This window comes from Aeromonas sp. 30P, from assembly GCF_051919805.1.
Classification (GTDB): domain Bacteria; phylum Pseudomonadota; class Gammaproteobacteria; order Enterobacterales; family Aeromonadaceae; genus Aeromonas; species Aeromonas veronii.
Genome location: NZ_JBQBEA010000001.1, coordinates 3,366,252 through 3,388,128, shown reverse-complemented (window position 1 = coordinate 3,388,128; position 21,877 = coordinate 3,366,252). Strand labels below are relative to the sequence as shown.

General features: G+C 58.7%; 17 protein-coding genes and 3 tRNA genes. 4 read left to right on the top strand and 16 right to left on the bottom strand.

Going from position 1 to position 21,877, the window contains the following annotated elements; translation table 11 throughout:
* Positions 1-7: 7 nt before the first annotated feature.
* Entirely contained in the window at positions 8-1,207 is a 1,200-nt protein-coding gene (locus ACTG2B_RS15665; RefSeq protein WP_439996358.1) for a hypothetical protein, read from the top strand.
* 61 nt (positions 1,208-1,268) lie between these two features.
* Here ACTG2B_RS15665 and ACTG2B_RS15660 read toward each other — a convergent pair whose 3' ends face one another.
* Positions 1,269-1,907, bottom strand: coding sequence for a response regulator (locus ACTG2B_RS15660; RefSeq protein WP_219264293.1), 639 nt, complete (start codon positions 1,905-1,907; stop codon positions 1,269-1,271).
* A gap of 122 nt (positions 1,908-2,029) precedes the next feature.
* Here ACTG2B_RS15660 and ACTG2B_RS15655 point away from each other — a divergent pair, with 122 nt between their 5' ends.
* Complete coding sequence (locus ACTG2B_RS15655) at positions 2,030-5,473, top strand: ATP-binding protein (RefSeq protein WP_323937105.1); 3,444 nt, start codon at positions 2,030-2,032, stop codon at positions 5,471-5,473.
* Here ACTG2B_RS15655 and ACTG2B_RS15650 read toward each other — a convergent pair.
* The 5 genes from ACTG2B_RS15650 to astB form a co-directional block, all read right to left on the bottom strand.
* Positions 5,447-5,737, bottom strand: a complete 291-nt coding sequence (locus ACTG2B_RS15650; RefSeq protein WP_416032322.1) for a hypothetical protein — start codon at positions 5,735-5,737, stop codon at positions 5,447-5,449. The genes ACTG2B_RS15655 and ACTG2B_RS15650 overlap by 27 nt on opposite strands.
* A 142-nt stretch (positions 5,738-5,879) precedes the next feature.
* Positions 5,880-5,964, bottom strand: a tRNA-Tyr gene (locus ACTG2B_RS15645).
* 44 nt (positions 5,965-6,008) lie between these two features.
* A tRNA-Tyr gene (locus ACTG2B_RS15640) sits at positions 6,009-6,093 on the bottom strand.
* Positions 6,094-6,131: 38 nt separating this feature from the next.
* A tRNA-Tyr gene (locus tag ACTG2B_RS15635) sits at positions 6,132-6,216 on the bottom strand.
* A 241-nt stretch (positions 6,217-6,457) separates the two neighbouring features.
* Positions 6,458-7,795 carry an N-succinylarginine dihydrolase gene (astB, locus tag ACTG2B_RS15630; protein WP_439996355.1) on the bottom strand — a complete coding sequence of 446 codons (1,338 nt, stop codon included), beginning with the start codon at positions 7,793-7,795 and terminating at the stop codon, positions 6,458-6,460.
* A gap of 355 nt (positions 7,796-8,150) precedes the next feature.
* On the opposite strand from astB, the gene topA reads away from it, so the two are divergent.
* Together topA and ACTG2B_RS15620 are read left to right on the top strand one after the other, a co-directional pair.
* A complete protein-coding gene (gene topA, locus ACTG2B_RS15625) occupies positions 8,151-10,772 on the top strand; it encodes a type I DNA topoisomerase (RefSeq protein WP_005362158.1) in 2,622 nt (873 codons plus the stop codon).
* Between the two features lie 108 nt (positions 10,773-10,880).
* Positions 10,881-11,045, top strand: a complete 165-nt coding sequence (locus ACTG2B_RS15620; RefSeq protein WP_005334891.1) for a hypothetical protein — start codon at positions 10,881-10,883, stop codon at positions 11,043-11,045.
* A 15-nt stretch (positions 11,046-11,060) separates the two neighbouring features.
* Here ACTG2B_RS15620 and ACTG2B_RS15615 read toward each other — a convergent pair whose 3' ends face one another.
* The 10 genes from ACTG2B_RS15615 to ACTG2B_RS15570 form a co-directional block, all read right to left on the bottom strand.
* Entirely contained in the window at positions 11,061-11,417 is a 357-nt protein-coding gene (locus tag ACTG2B_RS15615) for an MGMT family protein (RefSeq protein ID WP_019446729.1), read from the bottom strand.
* Positions 11,418-11,483: 66 nt separating this feature from the next.
* Complete coding sequence (locus tag ACTG2B_RS15610; protein WP_439996353.1) at positions 11,484-13,037, bottom strand: methyl-accepting chemotaxis protein; 1,554 nt, start codon at positions 13,035-13,037, stop codon at positions 11,484-11,486.
* Between the two features lie 212 nt (positions 13,038-13,249).
* A complete protein-coding gene (locus ACTG2B_RS15605) occupies positions 13,250-15,115 on the bottom strand; it encodes a beta-N-acetylhexosaminidase (protein WP_439996351.1) in 1,866 nt (621 codons plus the stop codon).
* Complete coding sequence (locus ACTG2B_RS15600; protein ID WP_258721725.1) at positions 15,100-15,972, bottom strand: BadF/BadG/BcrA/BcrD ATPase family protein; 873 nt, start codon at positions 15,970-15,972, stop codon at positions 15,100-15,102. Before ACTG2B_RS15600 ends, ACTG2B_RS15605 begins: the two co-directional genes overlap by 16 nt.
* Positions 15,965-16,090 (bottom strand): hypothetical protein, encoded by a 126-nt coding sequence (locus ACTG2B_RS15595; protein WP_269428992.1) that lies wholly within the window; start codon positions 16,088-16,090, stop codon positions 15,965-15,967. The genes ACTG2B_RS15600 and ACTG2B_RS15595 overlap by 8 nt, the downstream gene beginning before the upstream one ends.
* On the bottom strand, positions 16,083-17,816 hold the full coding sequence (locus tag ACTG2B_RS15590) for a glycoside hydrolase family 9 protein (RefSeq protein ID WP_439996946.1): 1,734 nt from the start codon (positions 17,814-17,816) through the stop codon (positions 16,083-16,085). Before ACTG2B_RS15590 ends, ACTG2B_RS15595 begins: the two co-directional genes overlap by 8 nt.
* A 114-nt stretch (positions 17,817-17,930) precedes the next feature.
* The gene (locus ACTG2B_RS15585; protein WP_005353824.1) at positions 17,931-18,923 is read right to left on the bottom strand and encodes an ABC transporter ATP-binding protein; all 993 of its coding nucleotides are present in this window, start codon (positions 18,921-18,923) and stop codon (positions 17,931-17,933) included.
* A gap of 11 nt (positions 18,924-18,934) precedes the next feature.
* The gene (locus ACTG2B_RS15580; RefSeq protein WP_439996348.1) at positions 18,935-19,951 is read right to left on the bottom strand and encodes an ABC transporter ATP-binding protein; all 1,017 of its coding nucleotides are present in this window, start codon (positions 19,949-19,951) and stop codon (positions 18,935-18,937) included.
* A complete protein-coding gene (locus tag ACTG2B_RS15575) occupies positions 19,948-20,868 on the bottom strand; it encodes an ABC transporter permease (protein ID WP_005353820.1) in 921 nt (306 codons plus the stop codon). The genes ACTG2B_RS15580 and ACTG2B_RS15575 overlap by 4 nt, the downstream gene beginning before the upstream one ends.
* Position 20,869: 1 nt before the next feature.
* Positions 20,870-21,853 (bottom strand): ABC transporter permease, encoded by a 984-nt coding sequence (locus ACTG2B_RS15570; RefSeq protein WP_005353818.1) that lies wholly within the window; start codon positions 21,851-21,853, stop codon positions 20,870-20,872.
* Positions 21,854-21,877: the final 24 nt, after the last annotated feature.

Sequence of the window (21,877 nt, the reverse complement as noted above, 5' to 3'; positions counted from 1 at the left end):
TCTTATTATGCGCAGAGGATGTTTTTTGGCGATATATGTCGTAATGAATTTATTTTTCACCTCAGCCAATGCAGTCACAGTAGATGTCACTGCTGAATATAAACCAGCAGTTTATGAGGATGCGCGTGGTACATTTAAAAGTACCACGGCATGTAAAAACCAGCTGTCTGGTGTGGCTATCGAAGAGTGTTTTGGAAATATAGTATCGCTCGATAATTTATTGTTTTCGTTTAAAACAACTATAAAAAGAGTAATTGCCAAGGACTTCAAGGATCCAAAAGAATCGTTTGTATTTTTTGCTGCGTCAGGAAAAAAAACGATGACCATCAAATCAGAGAAAGGTACCGAGTTTTCTGTAGACATTATTCCTGAGCAATTAGGCGCTGATTTGGAATCATCAATTGATATCGGTGAAGGTTGGGATTTTTATCACAAAGAGATTACAAGTCCGGCGGGTGGTTGCCGATATGTTAATAAAAACATAGCAGGCGGTAAATATTTATCCAGATGGGTTTTTCTATGGGGTAACACTGCGGGTAAGTCTTGTTATACAAAAAAATCAGTTAAACCTATCGATAATAAATATACCATCAATATGGTTATGTTTGGCTTTAAAATAAAACCACCATCACCATTGGAGATGCCTAATGGTACTTATCGCGGATCATTGACACTGTCGATGGGTAATAATGGTGATATAAGTTTGGGTAATGGAGAGTATTCTGATAATCAACTTATCATTAATTTAACGCTGACAGTTAGGCATCAGCTTAAAGTATTGTTCCCATTAAAAGAGCGGCAGCTGGATTTACAGCCACCTGGCGGCTGGACCAATTGGATTCATCGAAATAATCGTAATTCGCCAGTATCATTAACTGCGACCTTGGCGACCAGAATATGGGCCTCTGCACCCTATAATGTTCGACTGAAATGCCAATATATAAATAGTAGTGGAGATCGCTGTTTGATTAAAAATGAACAAGCAAACCACTCTGTCCCTGTTGATGTCTATGCTACCGGCATGCGTAACAATCAATATTTAACATATCCAAATAAAGATGAAAATTATTATGGTCACTCCATTCTATCGGGTGATGATCGGCCATTCAAATTTGAAATAAAAAGTGCACAGATTTCAGAAATGATGAAGCATCCTGGTGGGCGTTACAAAGGAGATATCACGATCATAATTGAAGCGGCAATCTGACCATTACCAATGCACCATGATTGCTCTAAGATAATACATTGCAAAATAAATCAACAGCTTTTTAATATAGGCCATGGATTTTTGCATATTCAAAAAGGGCACTGTCACTGGTAATTCCCAACCTTGCCATGGCATTTTTCTTCTGGGTGCTGATGGTCTTGACACTGCGATGAAGGTATTTCGCTACTTGGGTGACTGACATGCCGCTGGCCAGCAGGCGCACTACTTCACTCTCTTTGGGAGTGAGCGGGTTGATACTGTCTGGATCCGTGATGCCAGCATTGGCTAGCAGCATTTGTACTGTCGGGCCAATATAGTGATGGCCGAGCAATATCTGGCGAATAGCATCAGCCAATTCATTAATAACCGATTTCTTTAGTATCAGTCCTTTTACCCCAGCCTGAATAAGGGATTGCAAGATGGCACTGTTCTGGATTTGGGTCAGCACGATAATGGGAAGATTGGGATAATCCCGGCGCAACTGCTGGATCATGACCAGCCCATCGCTACGGGTATCTCCCGGCATGCTGAAATCAGTGATCAACAGCTCACAATGATGTTGCTGCAGTAAATTCAGCAAGTCAGATACCTGAGATGCCTCGGCGATCACTTCACAATGGGGGGTTATCCGGTCAATCAGGCTGCGGATCCCGGTCAGAATCAAGGGGTGGTCATCGGCAAGAATAATCTTGAAGGACATGGATGAGCCTCTTATAAAACGATGAATAATATTCAGGCTATTAAAGCTAACATTTCTATACTACCGTGCGCACCCCATTTTTTCAGGTGCATATCTCTTTTGATAAATATATGTGAATCGTTATGTCTATATACTGTTCGCTTATGTCATTAATCAAACGATTCATAATTATTGTCTCTGTTTTGTTCTTGACGCCTGCCGTATTGGCGAAATCTGGTCCCTCTCTCCCAACGATTGAAGTCGGAATATTGGCCGGAGGGTGGGGCCCTTTTCAGCAGTGGGACGGCAAGGTCGCAGCCGGCTTTAGCGTTGAATTGATGGAGGAATTAGCCAAAAAGCTGGACTACCGGATTGCCTGGCAGGTTTACCCCGACTGGGAGGCTATGTATAGCGATGCCTGCCGTGGCAAGCTGGATATCCTGCTCGATGCCTTTAACTCTGAAGTGCGCCAGTGCGTCACCTATAGCCTGCCTTACTACACCTCGCCGACTGTGGTGGTGGTGCGCCAGGATAGCGCCCTGTTTCGGGATGTAAGCCGTTTGCAATCTGCAAGCATTGCCATCGAAAAAGGTTTTCTGACCGAGAAGCTGGTCAAGCTGCACTATCCCAATGTTACGCCCCGGCTCTTTGTCGATACTCGCCGTGCATTGCAGGCGGTTGAACAAGGTCGGGCAGATGCCTATATCGGCAATCTCCATGTGGCCAATCTGTTTATCGAGCGCCACCCAGCGTTGGCAGTGGTCGCCCAGTCCCCCTTGTTGATGGAAACCCTGCATCTTGGCGTCGCCAGCCAGAAACACTCCCTTGCTATCCGGCTTGATACGGCAATTCAGGCGCTGACGGTCGAGGCGCGCAGTGAACTGGAGAGACGCTGGCTTGGGGAGAGCCTGGAGCCCAACTTTATGGGGCACAGCAATTTCTTGCTGCGTCCTGATGAGCGAGCATGGCTCTCGATGCTGCCGCCGTTAAAGTTGGGATTGATCCCCGGCTGGGTGCCCTTCTCTTATCACGATGAGGGTGGCAATCCGGTCGGCTTGATGGCGGATTATCTGGACGTGCTGCAAGAGAAGTTGGGGCTGGCATACAGCCGTGTGCCAGTGCAGAGCTGGCCCGATCTGCAGCAGTTGCTGCTGCATCACGATGTGGATCTGGCGGTATTACCCACCCGCATCATTGAGCGGTTGGTGGGTTGGCATGCCAGCGAGCCCTTTGCATCATTCCCGATGGTGCTGGTGACGGCGCGCGGTAGTATTCCGATCGGGGATCTCTCTGATCTGGCCGGTAAAAAGTTGTTGTTGACCGACAGTATGCTGATCCCCCAGCTAAGGACACTGGTGCCTGACCTGAAACTGATCACGACCAAGAGTGCCAACGAGGGGCTCGCTCGTGTTGCAGCAGGTGAGGGAGATGCCTATATCGGCAATCTGGTGGTGGTTTCCCGTCTTGTCACCGAGCAGTTTGATGACCGACTTCATATTGCCGCGCCCACCCCTTTCAAAGATGAGTTGGCCGTTGCGGTACGTGAGCCTTACAGCCCCTTGCTGCCCCTGGTCAACCGGGTGCTTGCCAGCATGAGCGACAAGGAGAAGCGCCAGATACGCAACAGTTGGCTGGCGCTCAATTACAGCGAAGGTATCCCCAGAGCGAAACTGGTGCGAACCCTGCTGCCCGCCGGGATGGCGATCACGCTCTTTATTCTGGTGCTATCGGTGGCTTACTGGCGGCTGCGTCAGGAGATAGTCCGTCGTCATCAGGTTGAGGCAGCACTCGCCAGAGCCAAGACCAAGGCGGAGTCTGCCGCCACCCAGAAAGGAGAGTTTCTGGCCACCATGAGCCACGAAATTCGCACGCCCATGAATGGCATTGTCGGCATGGCGGAGCAGCTCACCTTTACCGAGCTGACCCAGGATCAGCGCCAGATGGTGGAGGTTATCAACCGTGGTGCCCAAGGGTTGCATGCGCTGATCGACAACGTGCTCGACTTCGCCAAGCTGGAGGCGGGCAAGATGCAGCTCGAAGATGCCCCTTTTCTCATCCGTGAATTGATCGACAGCGTGCTGACCATGACGGTGAGCGAAGTACATCGCAAGGGGTTGCGCGTCTATCTCTGGGCCGATGCCGGTGTGGCGGCCCGGGTGAGCGGTGATGCGCTGCGTCTGCGCCAGATCCTCTTCAACTTTGTCAGCAATGCCATCAAATTTACCGAACGGGGCTTTATCGAGATCTCGGTGCAATTGCTGTCGCAGGAGGAGGGGCAACAGCAACTGTGCTTCGGCGTGCGCGACAGTGGCATCGGCATGAGCGCCGAAGCGCTTGGCCGGATCTTCAATGCCTTTGAACAGGCAGAGAGCTCCACCACCCGCAGTTATGGTGGTACCGGCTTGGGCCTGAGTATTTGCCAGACCCTGGCCACCTTGATGGGTGGCGAGATCCGGCTGGAGAGTGCCCCTGGGCTAGGCACTTTCATCACCCTGACGGTTACGTTGCCAGTGCTGGCACAGCGAGAGCCGGATCTCCGTCTCAATGGCGTGCAAGCCCATATCGATCTCCATGACGATAAGCTGTGCCACACCCTGCTGTTGCATCTTGACGCCTTGGGGGTAACACGAACGTCGGAGTCTGGTGATGCTCAGTTGCGTTTCACAGACCATGAGTTGGCGGGCAACAGGGTCATCCGGGTGCTGCCGCTGGCAACCCCCCTCGGTTATCGTTGTGATGAGGAGGGTTACACCCTCAACAGCAATCCCATGACCTGGCATGCGGTGCGGGAAGTTTGCTATCACCAGCTTGGCTTGAGCGATGGGACGGCAACGAAAGGGATGCGAAAGAGCGCACCCATGCAGCCCTGTCGGGTATTGCTGGTGGAGGATAATCCCCTCAACCAGTCGCTGGTGATACGCCAGCTCAGGCAACTTGGGATGAACTGCGATGTGGCAGAGCATGGCCAGCAGGCCCTCGAGATGGTTGCGCAGCATCCCTATGATCTGGTGCTCTGTGACTGCCAGATGCCGGTGATGGATGGTTATGAGTTCACGCGCAGGATACGGGCTGCAGAAACAGGCGAGCGGCTGCTGATCATCGCCATGACGGCCAATGTGTTGCCAGAACAGGCTCAGCGCTGTTTTGCCGCTGGCATGGACGATCTGTTGGGCAAGCCGGTGCTGCAGGATGCTCTGCGTCAGATGTTGCAGAAGTGGCAAATCTTACCCGCGCCAACCTTGATTGATGTCGCGGCCATGGCGGCATTCTTTGGGCAAGGTGACAAGTTGCGGCAGATGTTTCCGCTTTTTCGCCAGGAGCTTGAACAGTCGATGGCACAGGAGCCACTTGATGACAATGCATTGGCCAATTGGGTACATCGTCAGGCGGGAACCATCAGTATGATGATGGCGCCGCAGCTGGCTGAGCAGGCATGGCAATTGGAAGAAAAAATCCGCCAGTTTGGATCGCCAGCTTGTACTGATGAGCTGACACGCTTTCGTGCCCAATTACAGCAAATCATCGGTGAGTTGACGTTATTGAGCGAGCGAGATGGGCACTCAGTTATCGAGGGAGAACTGGAGTAAGGGGAACTGTTCGCTCATAAAATTGCGGGGGCTGTGGCCATTGCCTGCGCTGGCCAGCCATTCCCAATCCAGTTTTGGCGAGCCCGCTTTGAAGCGTTGATAGGCAACGCCCTGATGAATGGTCAGAAAGAGGGTCGTGGGGAGTCCCAGCTTGTTGCTGTAGCGCACCATCAGATCGCCCTGATAGTCGTTGCTGATTCTGACTTTGAGCGCCTGCAGTGTCAGACCGGTGGCGTGACCATGCTCGTCCCAGACTTCAAACATGATATGAACACTCTGATGTCGATGATGCCACGATGAGCAAGATGGGATGCAATTGCAACTGTCAGATCTGACAATGCCGAAAAAGTGTGAGGGGGATAGCAGAAAGCGAAAACCCGGCGCGAGGCCGGGTTTTCTTGAATGATGGTGGAGGGAGAAGGATTCGAACCTTCGAAGGCAGAGCCGTCAGATTTACAGTCTGATCCCTTTGGCCGCTCGGGAACCCCTCCACAGGGGCAAAGCAAATTGTATTCAGCCATTGCAATCAGGGAAATGGTGGAGGGAGAAGGATTCGAACCTTCGAAGGCAGAGCCGTCAGATTTACAGTCTGATCCCTTTGGCCGCTCGGGAACCCCTCCACGGGGTATTTCCTGATTGTCACTACTTTGCACTTGAATGGTGGAGGGAGAAGGATTCGAACCTTCGAAGGCAGAGCCGTCAGATTTACAGTCTGATCCCTTTGGCCGCTCGGGAACCCCTCCCCAAGTGCGAGGCGCATACTATCAGATCCAGAGGCTTTGTGAACCCCTTGATGAGGCATCTGGCAGTAAAAAATGACTGTTCGTCGATTTTTTGATACATCCAGCTCAAAATTCAAGCTTATCAGCAAGTTGTGCGCTGCTTTTCTGCACAAAACAGCATCTGTGCAATTTGGCGATCGCGCTGAAGAGAAGGCAGATAGCAGAAGACCGCCAGTGTCGGCGGTCTTGCCGGGCATCACATCTAGCGCTGGAACGGGTAGACCGAACCCAGTTTCAGGATCTGGGTCAGCTCGTCCAGTGCGCTGCGGGACTCCTGCACCAGTGCCGGATCCCGCAGGTCATCGAGGGTCAGGCGGTCGCGGTAGTGGCGATCGACCCAGCCATCGAGGCGGGCAAACTGGCTGTCGTTGATCAGGCAGGCCGGATTGACCGCGGCAAGTTCCTGATCGTTCATGGCAACCCGCAGTCGCAGACAGGCCGGGCCGCCACCATTGCGCATGCTCTGTTTCACATCCATATAGTGGACTGCCTTGATCGGGGTCTCCTGCGTCAGCAGCTTGCCGAGATAGGCCGACACCGCCGGATTGTCGCGGCACTCGGTGGGGGCGATGATGGCCATCTCACCGCTCGGCAGGGTGAGGATCTGGGTGTTGAACAGGTAGGATTTCACCGCATCCAGCACGGATACCTCGGCAGTCGGCACTTCGATAAAGTGCAAATCTCCCTCGCCAAACTTGCCGCTGATCTCGGCCAGCACCGCTTCGGTGTTGAGGAACGCTTGCTGGTGGAAGAAGAGCACGTTCTGGTTGCCCACCGCGATCACGTCGTTATGGAATACCCCCTGATCGATCACCTCCGGGTTTTGCTGAATAAAGACCACGCTCTCCTCGCCAAGGCCATGCAGGCGGGCGATGGCCTGGCTTGCCTCCAGAGTCTGGCGGGCCGGGTAGCGCTTCGGCGCCGGGCGGGAGTAGTCAAAAGCGCTTCGGCCATAGACGAACAGCTCGACCCCCGCCTCACCATAGGCGCGACAGAGGCGGGTATGGTTGGCCGCCCCCTCGTCGCCGAAGTGCTCATTCTCCGGCAGATGGAGGTGGTGGCTGAAGTGGCGATCATTGTTGAACACGGCGCGCAGGATGCGACCAGTGACGTCGGGCTCCAGGGAGCGGTGAAACTTGTTGGTCAGGTTGGCGGGGGTGAAGTGAATGCGGCCATCCTGGGTATCGGCACTGGGAGAGACGGTGGCGGCGTTGGCGGTCCACATGCTGGAGGCCGAATAGCATGCAGCCAGTACGGCAGGAGCCTGCTTGGCGGCCTGCTCCAGCACCCGGGCATCGTTGCCGGTGAAGCCGAGGCGGCGCAGGGTGGCGAGATCGGGACGCTCTTGTGGCGCCAGTACCCCCTGGGTCATGCCAAGCTCGGTCAGCGCCTTCATCTTGCGCAGCCCCTGTTTGGCGGCCTCTTTCGGATTGGAAGCCTCCTGGGCATTGCTCTGGGAGGCAACGTTGCCGTAGGAGAGGCCAGCATAGTTATGAGTCGGGCCGACCAGACCGTCGAAATTGACCTCGAAGTGCTTCATTGAGTACATCCTTTCGATTTTTATGATGGGTAGCGGTTCCTTCCGCGCGCAATGCGTCGGGGTTGGGCCATTATAAAGAGATTTTATGTTTTTGTAACAAGCCGGTAACCAGCAGACGTTTTTATGTCGTTTCAGATATAAAAAGAGGGGCGGTATGGCAGAAAATTGAAAAAGCGGTTGCGTCCAGCCTGTTGCCTTCGCATTAATAAATAAAGAAGCAATAAAAGAAGCCGTGTGGTTCGGGCTGGTCAGGCAAATTTGCTCACAAGATTGCTTTTTCGCGCCAAATCTCTTATACAGCCCCACAAAACCGCACACCAACCCCGTCGGGTGCAATGAGGATAATAGTTACAGCATGGGCAAATCACTGGTCATAGTGGAGTCTCCGGCCAAGGCCAAGACGATCAACAAATATCTGGGCAAGGACTACGTGGTGAAATCCAGCGTGGGTCATGTTCGCGATCTGCCCACCAGCGGCAGCGCCAGCACCGAGCCCAAGAAACCTGTCATTCGCGGCATCAAGTTGAGCGAATCCGAGAAGGCTGCCAAGGATCGCAAGGCCCTGTTTGCCCGGATGGGTATCAATCCGACCGCTGGCTGGCAGGCTAACTACCAGATTTTGCCCGGCAAGGAGAAGGTGGTCAGCGAGTTGCAAAGTCTGGCCGAGAAAGCCGACACCATCTATCTCGCAACCGACTTGGATAGAGAAGGAGAGGCGATCGCTTGGCACCTGCGCGAGATCATCGGTGGCGACGACAGCCGCTACAAGCGCGTGGTGTTCAACGAGATCACCAAGAGCGCTATCAAGGAGGCGTTCGCCCAGCCGTCCGAACTCAATATTGACCGCGTCAATGCCCAGCAGGCCCGTCGTTTCCTCGACCGCGTGGTGGGTTACATGGTCTCCCCGCTCTTGTGGAAAAAGCTGGCTCGTGGCCTCTCTGCCGGTCGAGTGCAGTCCGTTGCGGTGCGTCTCATCGTCGATAAAGAGCGCGAAATCAAGGCGTTCGTTCCGGTCGAGTTCTGGGATCTCAATGCCGACCTGCTGACCGCCGACAAGAGCGATCTGCGGATGGAAGTGGTCAGCCGCAACGGGGCTGACTTCAAGCCAGTGACCCAGGCCGAGACCTTTGCCGCTGTCGCAGCCCTGGAAGGGGTCGACTACAAGGTCGTTAACCGGGAAGACAAGCCGACCGGCTCCAAACCGTCCGCGCCGTTTATCACCTCCACCCTGCAGCAGGCGGCCTCTACCCGTCTGAGCTTCGGGGTCAAGAAGACCATGATGATGGCCCAGCGTCTCTATGAAGCGGGTTACATCACCTATATGCGTACCGACTCCACCAACCTCAGCAAAGAGGCGGTTGAGGCGGTGCGTGAATATATCGGCGAGCAGTATGGCGCGGCCTATCTGCCAGCCGAGCCGAATTTGTATGGCGCCAAGGCCAATGCTCAGGAAGCGCACGAGGCGATCCGTCCCTCCAACGTACAGGTGACTGCCGAGATGCTGGAAGGGATGGAGCCGGATGCCATGCGTCTGTACGACCTCATCTGGCGTCAGTTCGTGGCCTGCCAGATGACCCCGGCTCAGTACGACTCCTCCACCCTGACTGTCAAGGCGGGCGAGTTCGAGCTCAAGGCCCGTGGTCGTACCCTGCGCTTCGCCGGTTGGACCAAGGCCCTGCCGCCGATGGGTCGCAAGGGCGAAGATAGCCAGCTGCCGGCGGTGACCGTGGGCGAGGTGCTGAAACTGGTCAAGCTGGATCCGCGCCAGCACTTCACCAAACCGCCTGCCCGTTTCACTGAAGCTGCGCTGGTGCGCGAGCTGGAAAAACGCGGCATCGGCCGTCCGTCAACCTACGCCTCCATCATCTCCACCATCGTTGATCGCGGTTATGTGCGGGTCGAGAGCCGCCGTTTCTTCGCCGAGAAGATGGGCGAGATCGTCACCGATCGTTTGGTGGAGAACTTCGTTGAGCTGATGAACTACGAGTTCACCGCCAAGATGGAAGACAAGCTCGATGGCATCGCTGAAGGGAGCCTTGAGTGGAAGAAGGTGCTGGACGCTTTCTACGCCGAGTTTACCCAGGAGCTGGAGAAGGCTGACAAGGCGCCCGAAGAGGGCGGCATGCGTGCCAACCAGATGGTGATGACCGACATCGACTGCCCGGATTGCGGCCGCAAGATGGGGATTCGTACCGCCACCACCGGCGTGTTCCTCGGCTGCTCCGGCTATGCTTTGCCGCCCAAAGAGCGCTGCAAGAAGACCATCAACCTGGTCTCTGCCGACGAGTTTGTCTCCGCCACTGACGGCGAAGAGGCGGAAACAGAAGCACTGCGCGCCAAGCACCGCTGCGGTGTCTGTGGCACTGCGATGGATGCCTACATCATCGATGACAGCCGCAAGCTGCACGTCTGTGGTCGCAACCCGGACTGCGATGGCTACGAGATCGAGAAGGGCCAGTTCAAGCTCAAGGGCTACGAAGGGCCGAGCATCGAGTGCGACCGTTGCGGAGCCGAGATGCAGCTCAAGAACGGCCGTTTCGGCAAGTACATGGGCTGCACCAACGAGACCTGCAAGAACACTCGCAAGATCCTGAAAAACGGTGACATCGCGCCGCCGAAAGAGGATCCGGTGCCGCTGCCGGAGCTCAAGTGCACCCAGTCCGATGCTCACTTTGTGCTGCGTGACGGGGCTGCCGGTCTGTTCCTGGCTGCCAGCAACTTCCCCAAATCCCGCGAGACCCGCGCGCCGCTGGTGGAAGAGCTCAAGCGCTTCAAGGATCGCATCTCCGCCAAGCACAAGTATCTGGCCGGTGCCCCGCTCACCGATCCGGACGGCAATCCCGCTATCGTGCGCTTCAGTCGCAAGACCAAGGAGCAGTACGTGATGAGCGAGGTCAACGGCAAGGCGACCGGTTGGACCGCTCACTACGACAACGGTACCTGGCAAGAGAGTTTGCCAAAGGCTAAAAAAGCCTGATGAAAAGAGGCCCCGACAAGGGGCCTCTTTGCTTATGGATAGCGGTATACTGAGACAGCTGCAAGGAGTGCAGCTGTCGTCAATCGCGAAGTAGACAAGGAGGTTGAGATGGAGATTAACGAGATCCGGCCAGGCATGAGCTGCATGACCCGGGAAGGGGCGGCCTATGTGCTGGAGGTTGACCGGCAGAGCCTGCTGGTGCTGCTGCAGCGAGCGGATGAGACCATACCGGTGCAGGTGCGCAGCGACGAGATCCTGGCGCCGCTGGAGTGAGCCGGCTGTGCCCCCTCAAAACGGCAGTAGAAAAAGCAGCTCGGCCAGATCGGGCTGCCATTGCCACTCCTTCATTCTGACCCGCCCACCGATCACCACGACCCCTTCTTGCTGCAGGCGTCCCGTTTGTTCGGCAAAGCCTGGCGATCCTTTCGGTAACGAGATAGTGCCCGCTGCGCCCAGCACCCGATGCCACGGCAGTACCTTGTCGGTTTCCCGCAGCACCTTGCCCACCAGTCTTGCCCGTCCGGGCAACCCCGCCAGATCGGCCACCTGACCGTAACTGACCACCCGGCCTGCCGGGATCAGGGCGATGATCGCTTCGATACGGGCAGTTTTGTTCAATGGGGATGGACTTGGTTCAATGCTCATAGACCCGATTCGTCAAAAACAACAGAAGCGCCATTGTGGCGCTTCTGTCATGAGGCTGGCAATGATTCAGCCGAAGGTCTGGCTAAGGCCCTTCAGTTGCTTGGCCCGTTCCAGCAGAGCCTGACTGGAGTGATCGACATCCAGCATCTTCTGACTATTGGCGTGGGAGTATGCGGATATCTGGTGGATGCTGCGGCTGATCTCCTCCACGACCGCTTGTTGCTGCTCTGCAGCGGTGGCGATCTGGGTGGAGTGTTCGGTGACCAGCTCTATCTCTGCCAGCACGGTATGGAGGCTGCTGGCGCCCTGGCGGGTCATCTCGGCACATGCGCGGGTCTGTTGCAGGTTCTCCTGCATCATCCCCTTCCAACGTCCCAGCGTGTGCTGGATCTGCTTGATGCTGCCCTGGATCTGCTCGGTCGCTTTGTGGGTGCGGGTCGATAGAGTACGCACCTCGTCTGCGACCACCGCAAAACCACGGCCCTGCTCCCCGGCGCGAGCAGCTTCGATGGCAGCGTTGAGGGCCAGCAGGTTAGTCTGCTCGGCGATGCCCTGGATCTCGCCCATGACACTGCCAATCCGTTCGGATTCACTGGCGAGCTCCACTGCCGAGTTGAACGCCAGCTCTGCCTGTTTGGCGAGCTGTTCGATCTGTTGCTCGGTCTGGTTCAACTGCTGGTTGGTTTGTTCACAACGATTGCGAGCTTCGTTGACCTGACCGTTGGAGTCCTGAATGTTGCGGGCGATCTCGTGAGCTGTGTTGGCCATCTGAGTCATAGCCGTAGCCATCTGCTGGGTCTGGGCATCTTGCTCGTTGATATCGAGACAGGCCTGATGAGAGGCCTGCTTCAGATTGATGGCCAGGGTTTGTAGAGGTGCCGTGGCATCGTTGATCCGCCCCAAAACGGTTCGGATGCGGGCCTGCAGCATCTTGATATGAAAATCGGCAATGGCGCCGGGGTTGTCACCGGAGTAGACCAGCCGGGTCAGACTGTCATATTCACGGCCCAGTTGCTGCAGATAGTGGGGCAGGGCAAAGAGCTCGCGCCAGTAGGCTCCGCCAATAAGCAACAGGGGCAGCAGCATCAGCAGGACGGTCATGGCCCCTTGGCTGGCGAAGGCCCATCCCATCAGGCCGAGCAGCAGCAGGGTAATGGCCGGGGTGCGCACTCTGGCAAGAGAGGGAAGGTTGCTGCTGTTGCCGCGCTCGGCCTTGAGCAGAGCTTGGTAGGTCTGAGCAGCGATGCGCTTGAATTGGGGCTCGGGCTTGCAGCGTACCGACTGGTAGCCGCTGATCCTGTTGCCTTCATAGATGGGGGTCACATAGGCATCTACCCAGTAGTAACGACCATCCTTGCAGCGATTCTTGACGATGCCGCGCCAGGGTTTGCCCTCCTTGAGGCGGGCCCAGAGATCGGCGAAGGCGGCCTTGGGCATGTCGGGGTGGCGTACCAGATTGTGGTTGTGACCGACCAGCTCGTCGGCGCTATAGCCGGCGATGGTGCAAAAAGCCGGATTGGCATAAGTGATCACCCCGCGTAGGTCAGTGGTGGAGACCAGTTGTACGTCGGCAGGAAACTCCACTTCGCTATCCAGGGTATGGACATCTCTGCGGGTCATAGGAATACGCTCCGATGTTCTTGTTGATAATGTTGTCGTTGTTATTGTGGCAGATCTGGAGGTGGCCGCAGGCTCGCGCCAGCAGGAGGCAGACCAGCTTCATTGGGGGCTGGATTTTGCCAATAATGGCGGATGAATGGTAGGGGGAAGTTGATGTTTTGTTGGCTAATCGTAAAAAAGGCGGCCGATTGGCCGCCAAAGTAGAGACAACATTACCTCTGTGGCATCCGGTAGCGCACCTGCAACTGATCGAGGATCTGCAACTGACCCGGCAGGCGGGCGGCGAAGTGCTCCCAGCCCTTGTGGGCGGGATCGCTCCAGGCCACCTCGGCCGTGGCCAGCATACGCGGGAACAACATGTAGTCGAGACGATCACGGCTGGTGATCAATTCTGACCACAAGGGGCTCAGCACCCCGAGGATGTTATCGTTGGCATGGAAATCGGCTGGGGCAGGGTCACACGCGTAGATCTGCTCCAGATTGAGGGTCCCCGCCCAGTAGAGGCCGGGTTCATGAATATCGGCGCTCCATGCCAGATCCAGATAGAGGAACTGGGCGGGCGCCATCACCACCGGATAACCGGCCGCGGCAGCGTCCAGCCCCGCCTGGAAGCTGGTCCAGGCACAGATGGCCGCTTTGCGGCTCACCTTGTCGCCGTGCAGGATCTCCTCCCAGCCGATCATCTGTTTGCCTCTGGCGGCCAGATAGCGCTGGCAGTGGCGCAGCAGATGGCCCTGCAGCTCTCGGCAGTCGGCGTAGCCCTGTTCGGTCATCAGCTGCTGGCAGGCGGGGCTGTCGGTCCAGACCCCGGTCGGCACCTCGTCACCCCCCATGTGGATCTGCGGGCCGGGGAAGAGTTCGCACACCTCGTCCAGCACCGCCTCCAGGAAGCGGTAGGTGCCGGGCAGGGCGGGGTTGAGCACGTTGTCATCGAAATGCTGGACCGAGCGGTAGCGGGAGTGATCTGCCGTTTCGATCAGCAACTCGGGCAGCGCCTTGATGGCGGCGTGGCAGTGGCCCGGGATGTCGATCTCGGGAATGACGGTGATGCCGAGCTCACTGGCATAGCTCACCAGCTCCTTCACCTCGCTCTGGGTGTAGTAGCCGCCATAGGGTTCGGCACCGCCGCTGAGCTGGGGGTCGATCGCCAGATTATGGCCGCGCCAGGCACCCACGTCGGTCAGCTCCGGGAAGGTCTTTATCTCGAGTCGCCACCCCTCGTCATCGGTCAGATGCCAGTGGAAGCGGTTGAACTTGTAGAGGCTCATCAGCTTGAGCAGGCGCTTGATGGTGGCCGGAGTGTGGAAGTGGCGGGCGCAGTCGAGAAAAATGCCGCGAAAGCCAAAGCGCGGGGCATCCTCCAGTGTGACGCAGGGCAGGCTCTCCCCATGTTGCAGATACCACTGGGCCAGCGTCACCAGCCCATGACGCCAGCCCGCTTCGTCGGTGGCGGCAATCACCACCTCCTGCGGCGTGATGGTGAGTTGGTAGGCTTCGGGGGCCAGCTTGGCCTCGGTTAGCCGGATTTCTGCGTCGTGATCCTGCTCCAGTGCCAGCGACGTCAGCTCGTTGAAGTGGGCCAGCAGCTTCGGCACATCGTGAGGGGCGCTGACATGAGCCCGCTCGGCCAGCCGGAAGTTCCCCTCCAGCAGCACCAGATGGGCCGGTTGCGGCACTATGCCGGGCAGGGGCTCGACCTCCGGCAGGTCGGGGCGGGTTACCGGCGGGTTCTCCAGTCCGAGATCCTGAGCCGCCAGCGTCACCGGCAGCAGCTGGGCACCCGTGGTCGCCTCCGGCAGGCTGAGAAAGAAGCCCTGCGGCATGTCGGAGAGCTTCTTGATGGGGGTCTGGCGGCAGCAAAAGCGTAGCTCGCAGCTGCCAGCTTTTGGGACTATCACCTTGTAGCTGCCACTTTGGCGCTCCAGCTCGCCCCCTTGCAAGGAGTCGGGGTCGATATGGCGAGCCAGACAGAAGTGCAGCTTCCACTTGGTATCCGGCATGCGGGAGAGGGTGAAGGTGAACCAGACATCCTCGCCGTCACGTCGGGCGACCTGGGTGTGGATCAGGGGTGTAGACATGGAAAATCCTCTGATTGGGCAAACAGGATGGCGCCATCGAGCGCATCTGCCTGGGGGGGGATCAGGTTGAGCTGGCCGAGACGGGGAGCGAGGCGGGTGCCAATCCCCCCCAGCAGGGCGATCTGTCTGGCACCGAGCTGGGTCATCCCCTCCAGCAGGATCTGCAGCTGCTCGCAGGTTTCGTCCAGCAGCTGATTGGCGAGCTCGTCGCCATCGCTGGCTGCATCAAATACCCAGGGGGCAAAGTGGCCATAGTCCGCCGGAATGGCGCGGGCGGCCCAGCGTACCACCTCGGCCTGATCCCGCTTGAAGCGATCCATCAAGCGGATGGCGAGGGTGCTGGGGGGCAGAATGCCGTCGTGGCAGAGCAGGGATTGCTGGATGGCGCGCAGCCCCAGCCAGGCGCCGCTGCCTATGTCTGAAATGGGGAAGCCGCGGCCGGAGCAGGTGCGGATCTGCCCCTCCTGATAGACCAGCCCCACCGAGCCGGTACCGGCGATCAGAATGGCCCCCTCACGGCCTCCAAAGGCGCCGAGGCAGGCACCGAAGGCATCGGAGGTGAGCCTGACGCTGGCAAAGGGGAAGGGCATCTCGAGCAGGGCGTGATAGCAGTCGGCCAGCTCGGCGGAGGCGAGCGCCAGCCCGACCCCCATCTGCTGTTCGCTCTCGATGCCGAGTCCAGCGGCAAGGCGGGCGCTGGCGATGGCGGCCAGCACATTGGCGTGGGCATGGGGGATGCCCAGCTCCAGATTGGAGCCGGCCGCGCGCCCCTCTCCGAGCAGTTTGCCCGCCCGATCCCGAATGCGGGCGCGGGTGTGGGTGCCCCCGCCATCGACGCCGACCCAGAACTCAATCATGGCGACCTCCATTTCCCTGCGCATTCAGCCAGGTGATGGCAAGGGCAAACCAGGCTGGCTGTATGGAGGATCCACTACTCTCCCCAATGCCAATGATGCTCGAGCCGATCTCAATCATGGTGCTCTCCCTGCTCATTTCGAGCACTCAGGGCGCTCTGCCAGCTGATAGCCAGGGCAAACCAGGCGGCGTGGGGGATCCACTGCTCGCCCCAGCGCCAGTTCTGATCCAGCCTATCCTTGTACACCTCCGGAATAAAGGCCACCTCATTTTCGTCATCGAATCCGGCGGTGATGCCGTTGCAGATACCTCCCTGCGCATTGGGATACCCGGCGGTATAGGCGGGGTTGTTGATGCCGTGGCCCGCCAGCATGCAGGCGTTGAAGGGGTTCTGCCCGAGGATCCAGTCGAGCTGGCGCTGACCGTAAGTGAGCAGTGGCTGGCTCTGGCGGGGGAAGTGGCGGGCGCCAGCAAAGGCCATGGTTGCCAACGATGCGAGGCGGGCATTCTCACCCTGCCACCAGTAACCGGACTCGTTGTGATGGGGCATAAAGAAGCTGACGCGCGGCGCTTCATCCACCCCTTTGACATATTGGCGGGCGAGGGAGAAGGGGTTGCCCACGCGGGCGCAGAGCGCCAGCTCGGCGGCCAGCGCCTGCTCCACCACGGTTTGTACCCTGGCCTTGTATTCCTGATCCGGCTCTACGCCCAGATATTCCAGCAGCGCCAGTACCGGCAGACCCGCCTCAGCGGCGTGGTAGTAGGGGCGCGAGCCATCCTCGTTGGCCGACCAGTAGTGACCCAGCTCAGGATGGGAGCGCTGGCGGGCACAGAGCTTGCTGGCGCGAGCTCTCGCCTCATTCAGCCACTCGGCGCCGAAGGTGCCGGTCAGCTCTACCGCTGCCAGCAGGGCGCAGTAGTCGTCGATGATGTTCTCGACCCCGTCATCCAGATAGGAGAGGTTGTGTTCACGCAGATGCAGGTAGCCGCGTTTGGCGGCCTCGGCGTAGCGGCTGGCATCGAAGTCGCCGCTGACGCTCTCGCGGGCGGCGCGGGCCAGCGCGGCGATGGCCATGCCGCCCCCTTGGCGAAAACCTGCCTGCCAGTTGGCGGACTTGAGCCCCTGCTGGGTGGCATAGGCGCATAGCTCGCGCTGCTCCGGGTCCTTGCTCCACTTGTCGAACAGGGTCATGTAGAAGAAGCCCGACTCATCCTGCATCCGGCAGAGGAAATCGGCGCCGTGCAGCGCCTCGTCATTGAGCCGCTTGCAGAGGTTCACCCCGTCGATATCGCGGCGCGGGGCCAGCAGTTCCCGGCACTTGAGCAGAGCCCACACCACCATGGGGGTCTGCTGGGGGTTGAGGTAGTTGGCGTAGGAGAGGTGGCTCAGGTACTTGCTCATGTCGCCGCTGGCATCGAACCAGCCGCCGTGAACATCTTTGTGCTGGTCGGTGCCAAACAGGCGGGCGTTGCGGTCGGCCCGATCGAAGGTGCCGCTGGCGCGCTGCCCCTTGAAGTAGTGGATGACATCGGAGAGGCAGCGGCTGGCCAGCAGATCCTGGCCGATGGCAAAGCGGGTCGAGCGGACAATGCCTTGGGCAGTGATCGCCTCCAGCCGATAGTCGCCGGGCTCCTTGAAGGCGGAGAAGTCGGCACGCCAGTAAGCGCGCCCTTGCCAGCCTGGGACGCTGCCAGCCGGTTGCAGCGGGGTTTCAAACAGGATCTGGCCATCATCAAGGCGTTGCAGCCTGACATAGCCGCCGAGATCAGGGGCGGGGGAGGTTTGCAACAGGGCGACCTTGTGTCCGTCGCACTCGTAGCCCACCTGATTGATCAAGAGTTCCATCAAGGTATTACTCCTGTGGTTCACCGCCGGGCGGTGAGGCACATCACGGGGCTGTGGCCGCCCCGTATCGAGGCATGGCCGGACAGGATTGTCCGGCCGGTCTAAGGCTCACCCTCACTCGTAGAGGTAGCAGCGCACGAAGTGGTTGTCGGCAAGCTTGGTGATGGGGGGCAGCGCCTCCTTGCAGCGGGGCATTGCCTGATTGCAGCGCCCGGCAAAGGGGCAACCGCAGGACTCCGGCGTCCAGAGCGGGATCTCCCCCTTGCGGCCTCCTTCCAGCTCGGCGTGGATACTCTTCTCTGGGTCGGGCACCGCCGAGATGAGCAGCTGGGTGTAGGGGTGCTGCGGGTGGTGCAGGATCTCGTCCACCTCGCCCCACTCCACCATGTGACCCACATACATCACCGCCAGATCTTCCGCCACATAGCGGGCGGTGGCGATGTCGTGGGTGATGTAGAGCATGGAGACGCCGAGCTCATTCTTCATCTGCTCCATCAGGTTGAGGATGCCGATGCGAATGGAGACGTCGAGCATGGAGGTGGGCTCGTCCGCCAGCACCACTTCCGCCTCCACCGCCAGATTGCGGGCGATGTTGACCCGCTGGCGCTGGCCGCCGGAGAGCTGGTGCGGATACTTGGCCGCCGTCGCCTTGGCGGGGGTCAGGCCGACCTTCTCCAGCAGGGCGTAGACCATGTCGGGCAGCTCTTTCTTGTCGATCACCTTGCTGTGCAGCAGCAGGGGGCGGGCGATGTGGTGATAGATGGTGTGGGTCGGGTTGAGCGAACCGAACGGATCTTGCCACACCATCTGCACGCTCTGGCGATAGTCCAGCAGGGCGGTGCCCTTGTTGAACTCCTCCAGATCGTGGCCGCGATAGAGAATGCGCCCGGCACTAAGCTTGTACATCTTGGCGATGATCTTGGCGATGGTGCTCTTGCCGGAGCCCGACTCCCCGACCACCGCCAGGGCGCGGCCCCGGTGCAGGTTGAAGGTGATGTCGGAGAGCGCCCGCATCTTGCCACTCTTGATGGCATTGGAGTTGATGGGGAAGTCCTTGTAGAGGTGCTGGACTTCGATGATGGGTGCATCGGTTTTGGCGATTTGCATGACAGACATCCTTAACAGCCAGCGGCCTTGTCCAGATAGATCACGGAATCTTGTTGCAGTCCCTGCTCCTCATAGAGGTGGCAGGCGGTCTGTTGCCCGGGGCGGATCTCGGCCAATCTGGTGTACTCCTGACGGCAGCGATCGTGCACCTTGCCGCAGCGGGCCTGAAAGCGGCAGCCGACCGGCACCTCCAGCAGGTTGAGCGGGGTGCCCGGGATCCCTTCCAGCACCTTCTTCGGCCCGTGCAGGGGCGGGAAGGAGTTGCCGAGCCCTCTGGTATAGGGGTGCAGCGGCGCGGTCAGGATCGCCTTGGAGGGGGCGACCTCCACCAGTTCACCGGCATACATGATGCCGATGCGATCGCAGAACTCCACCATCAGGGAGTCGTGGGTGATGAACAGAATGGAGAAGTTGAACTTCTCTTTCAGGGCATAGACCTTCTGCAGGATCTCCCGTTGTACCACCACATCGAGCGCCGTGGTTGGCTCATCCATGATGAGCAGCTCGGGGTTGAGCGCCATGGCGATGGCAATCACCAGCCGCTGGCGCATGCCGCCGGAGAACTGGTGCGGGTAGTCCTTGAGCCGGCTCGGGTGGATATCGACGATGGTGAGCAGCTCCTGGGCGCGCTTGATCGCCTCGTAACGGGTCAGGCCGGGGTTGTGGGCCAGCAGCACGTCGCAGAACTGCTCCTCCATCCGCAGCACTGGGTTCAGGGCGTTCATGGCGGACTGGAACACCACCGACACCTGTTGCCAGCGATAGGAGCGCAGCCGCTCGTCGTTGTAGTGGAGGATGTTCTCCCCCTTGAACAGGATCTCGCCACCGCTGATGTAGGCAGGCGGCTTGTGCAGCCGGGCCACCGAGAAGGCGACGGTGGATTTGCCGCAACCCGACTCACCGGCGAGACCGAAGATCTCGCCCTGTCTGATATCGAAGCTCACCGAGTTGACGGCGCGCACGTCGCCATTTTCGGTGATGTAGTCGACGCAAAGATTGCGTACTGACAGCAGGGGATGCTTGTTCATGCTGTCTTCTCCTGTGCGGCAGAGAGTGGTGTTGCGACCGGGGTGGCAAGTTTCTTCCAGCGGCTCAACCCTTTGTGGGAGCGCAGCTGCGGGTTGGCAATCTCGTCGATGGCGAAGTTGAGCAGGGCCAGACCGGCGCCCAGGGTGGCGATGGCGAAGCAGGGAGCCAGGATCTCCCACCAGGCGCCGACCAGAATGGCACTGGAGGTCTGGGCGTTGTAGAGCATGATGCCCCAGCTCACCACGGTCGGGTCGCCAAGCCCTAGGAACTCCAGGGTCGCTTCGGTGACGATGGCGTAGATGATGGAGCCGATGAAGCTCACCCCGATGATGGAGATGAGGTTGGGCAGGATCTCCACCAGAATGATGCGCCAGGCCGGCTCGCCCAGCACTTCGGCGGCAATGACGAACTCCTTCTCGCGCAGCGCCAGGGTCTGGGCGCGGATGACCCGCGCGCCATAGGCCCACGAGGTCAACCCTATTATCACCGCAATCACCGCCGGCGACGCCTCCCCGATAAAGCTCGCCAGCACCAGTAGCAAGGGGAGGTTGGGGATCACCAGCACCACGTTCATCAGGAAGGTGAGGCACTCATCCACCAGACCGCCGAAGTAACCGGCGGTGATGCCGATGGCGACGGCCAGGGTGCAGACCAGCAGGCCAGCGCTGAAGCCCACCAGCAGCGAAATACGGGCGCCGTTGGTGAACTGGGCCCAGATATCGTGGCCCATGCGGGTTGAACCCATCACGAACTCGGCACTGGGCGGCTGGTGCGGGCGAGCCACCCGTTTGGTCGGCTCGTTGCTGGCCAGAATGGGGGCAAAGAGGGCCATCAGTACGAAGGCAACCACGATGGCGAGGCCACAGGCAGCCTTCTTGTTGCCCAGCAGGATTTTGAGGATTGTGGGCATACGCATCTTATTTGCCTCCTGTACGCAGACGGGGATCCAGGAAGACGTAGAGCACGTCGGCCAGGAAGTTGAAGCTGAGCATGGTGATGGTCATGATGAGCAGCTGCCCCTGAATGAGCGGGTAGTCGCGGGCCAGAATGCCCTGATAGAGGGTCAGGCCCAGGCCGGGATAGTTGAAGATCACCTCGGTGATGAGGGAGCCACCGATGACGAAACCGAGCGCCATGGAGAGGGCGGTGACGCTGGGCAGAATGGCGTTGCGGGCGCCGTAGTTGAAGATCACCCGGTTGCTGGAGAGCCCCTTGGCCTTGGCCATGGTGATGTAATCCTCGCCCAGCAGGTTGATCATGTTGTTGCGCATGGTGATGAGAAAGCCCCCCACCTGCACCACGGCCAGGGTCAGCACCGGCATGATGGCGTGGGTCATGATGCTCTTGATGTGCTCCCAGCCCCAGTCAGCCTTGATCTCCGGGCTGTAGGCGTAGCCGATGGGCAGCCACTCGAGGCTGACCCCGAACAGGAACAGGGCGAGCAGGGAGACCACCACCGGCGGAATGGCCTGCATCACCAGGGTGAGCGGGGAGAGAATGCTGTCCATCCGGCCGCCGCGATACCAGGCGGCGAAGATGCCGACGATGGAACCGATGGAGAAGCTCAGGATGGTGGAGGTGCCGACCAGAAACAGGGTCCAGCCGATGGCACGGCCCAGCACGTCAGAGACCTGCTGTGGGTAGAAGCGCACCGAGGTGCCGAGATCCCAGGTGAAGACACTCTTCACATAGGTGAGAAACTGGGTGCCGATGGGGCCGTCGACAAAGCCGAAGGTGGCTTTGAGGGCTTCCAGGGCGGCGGGTTCCATCATGGCGCCAGCGCGGGCAAACATCACGGAGACAGGATCCCCTGGCATGGCTCGGGGTAACAGGAAGTTGATGGTGGCGGCTACCAGAAAGGCAACCAGATAGAAGGAAAAGCGTCTCAGTATGAATCCCATGATAGTACCTTTTACTGCAAGTCT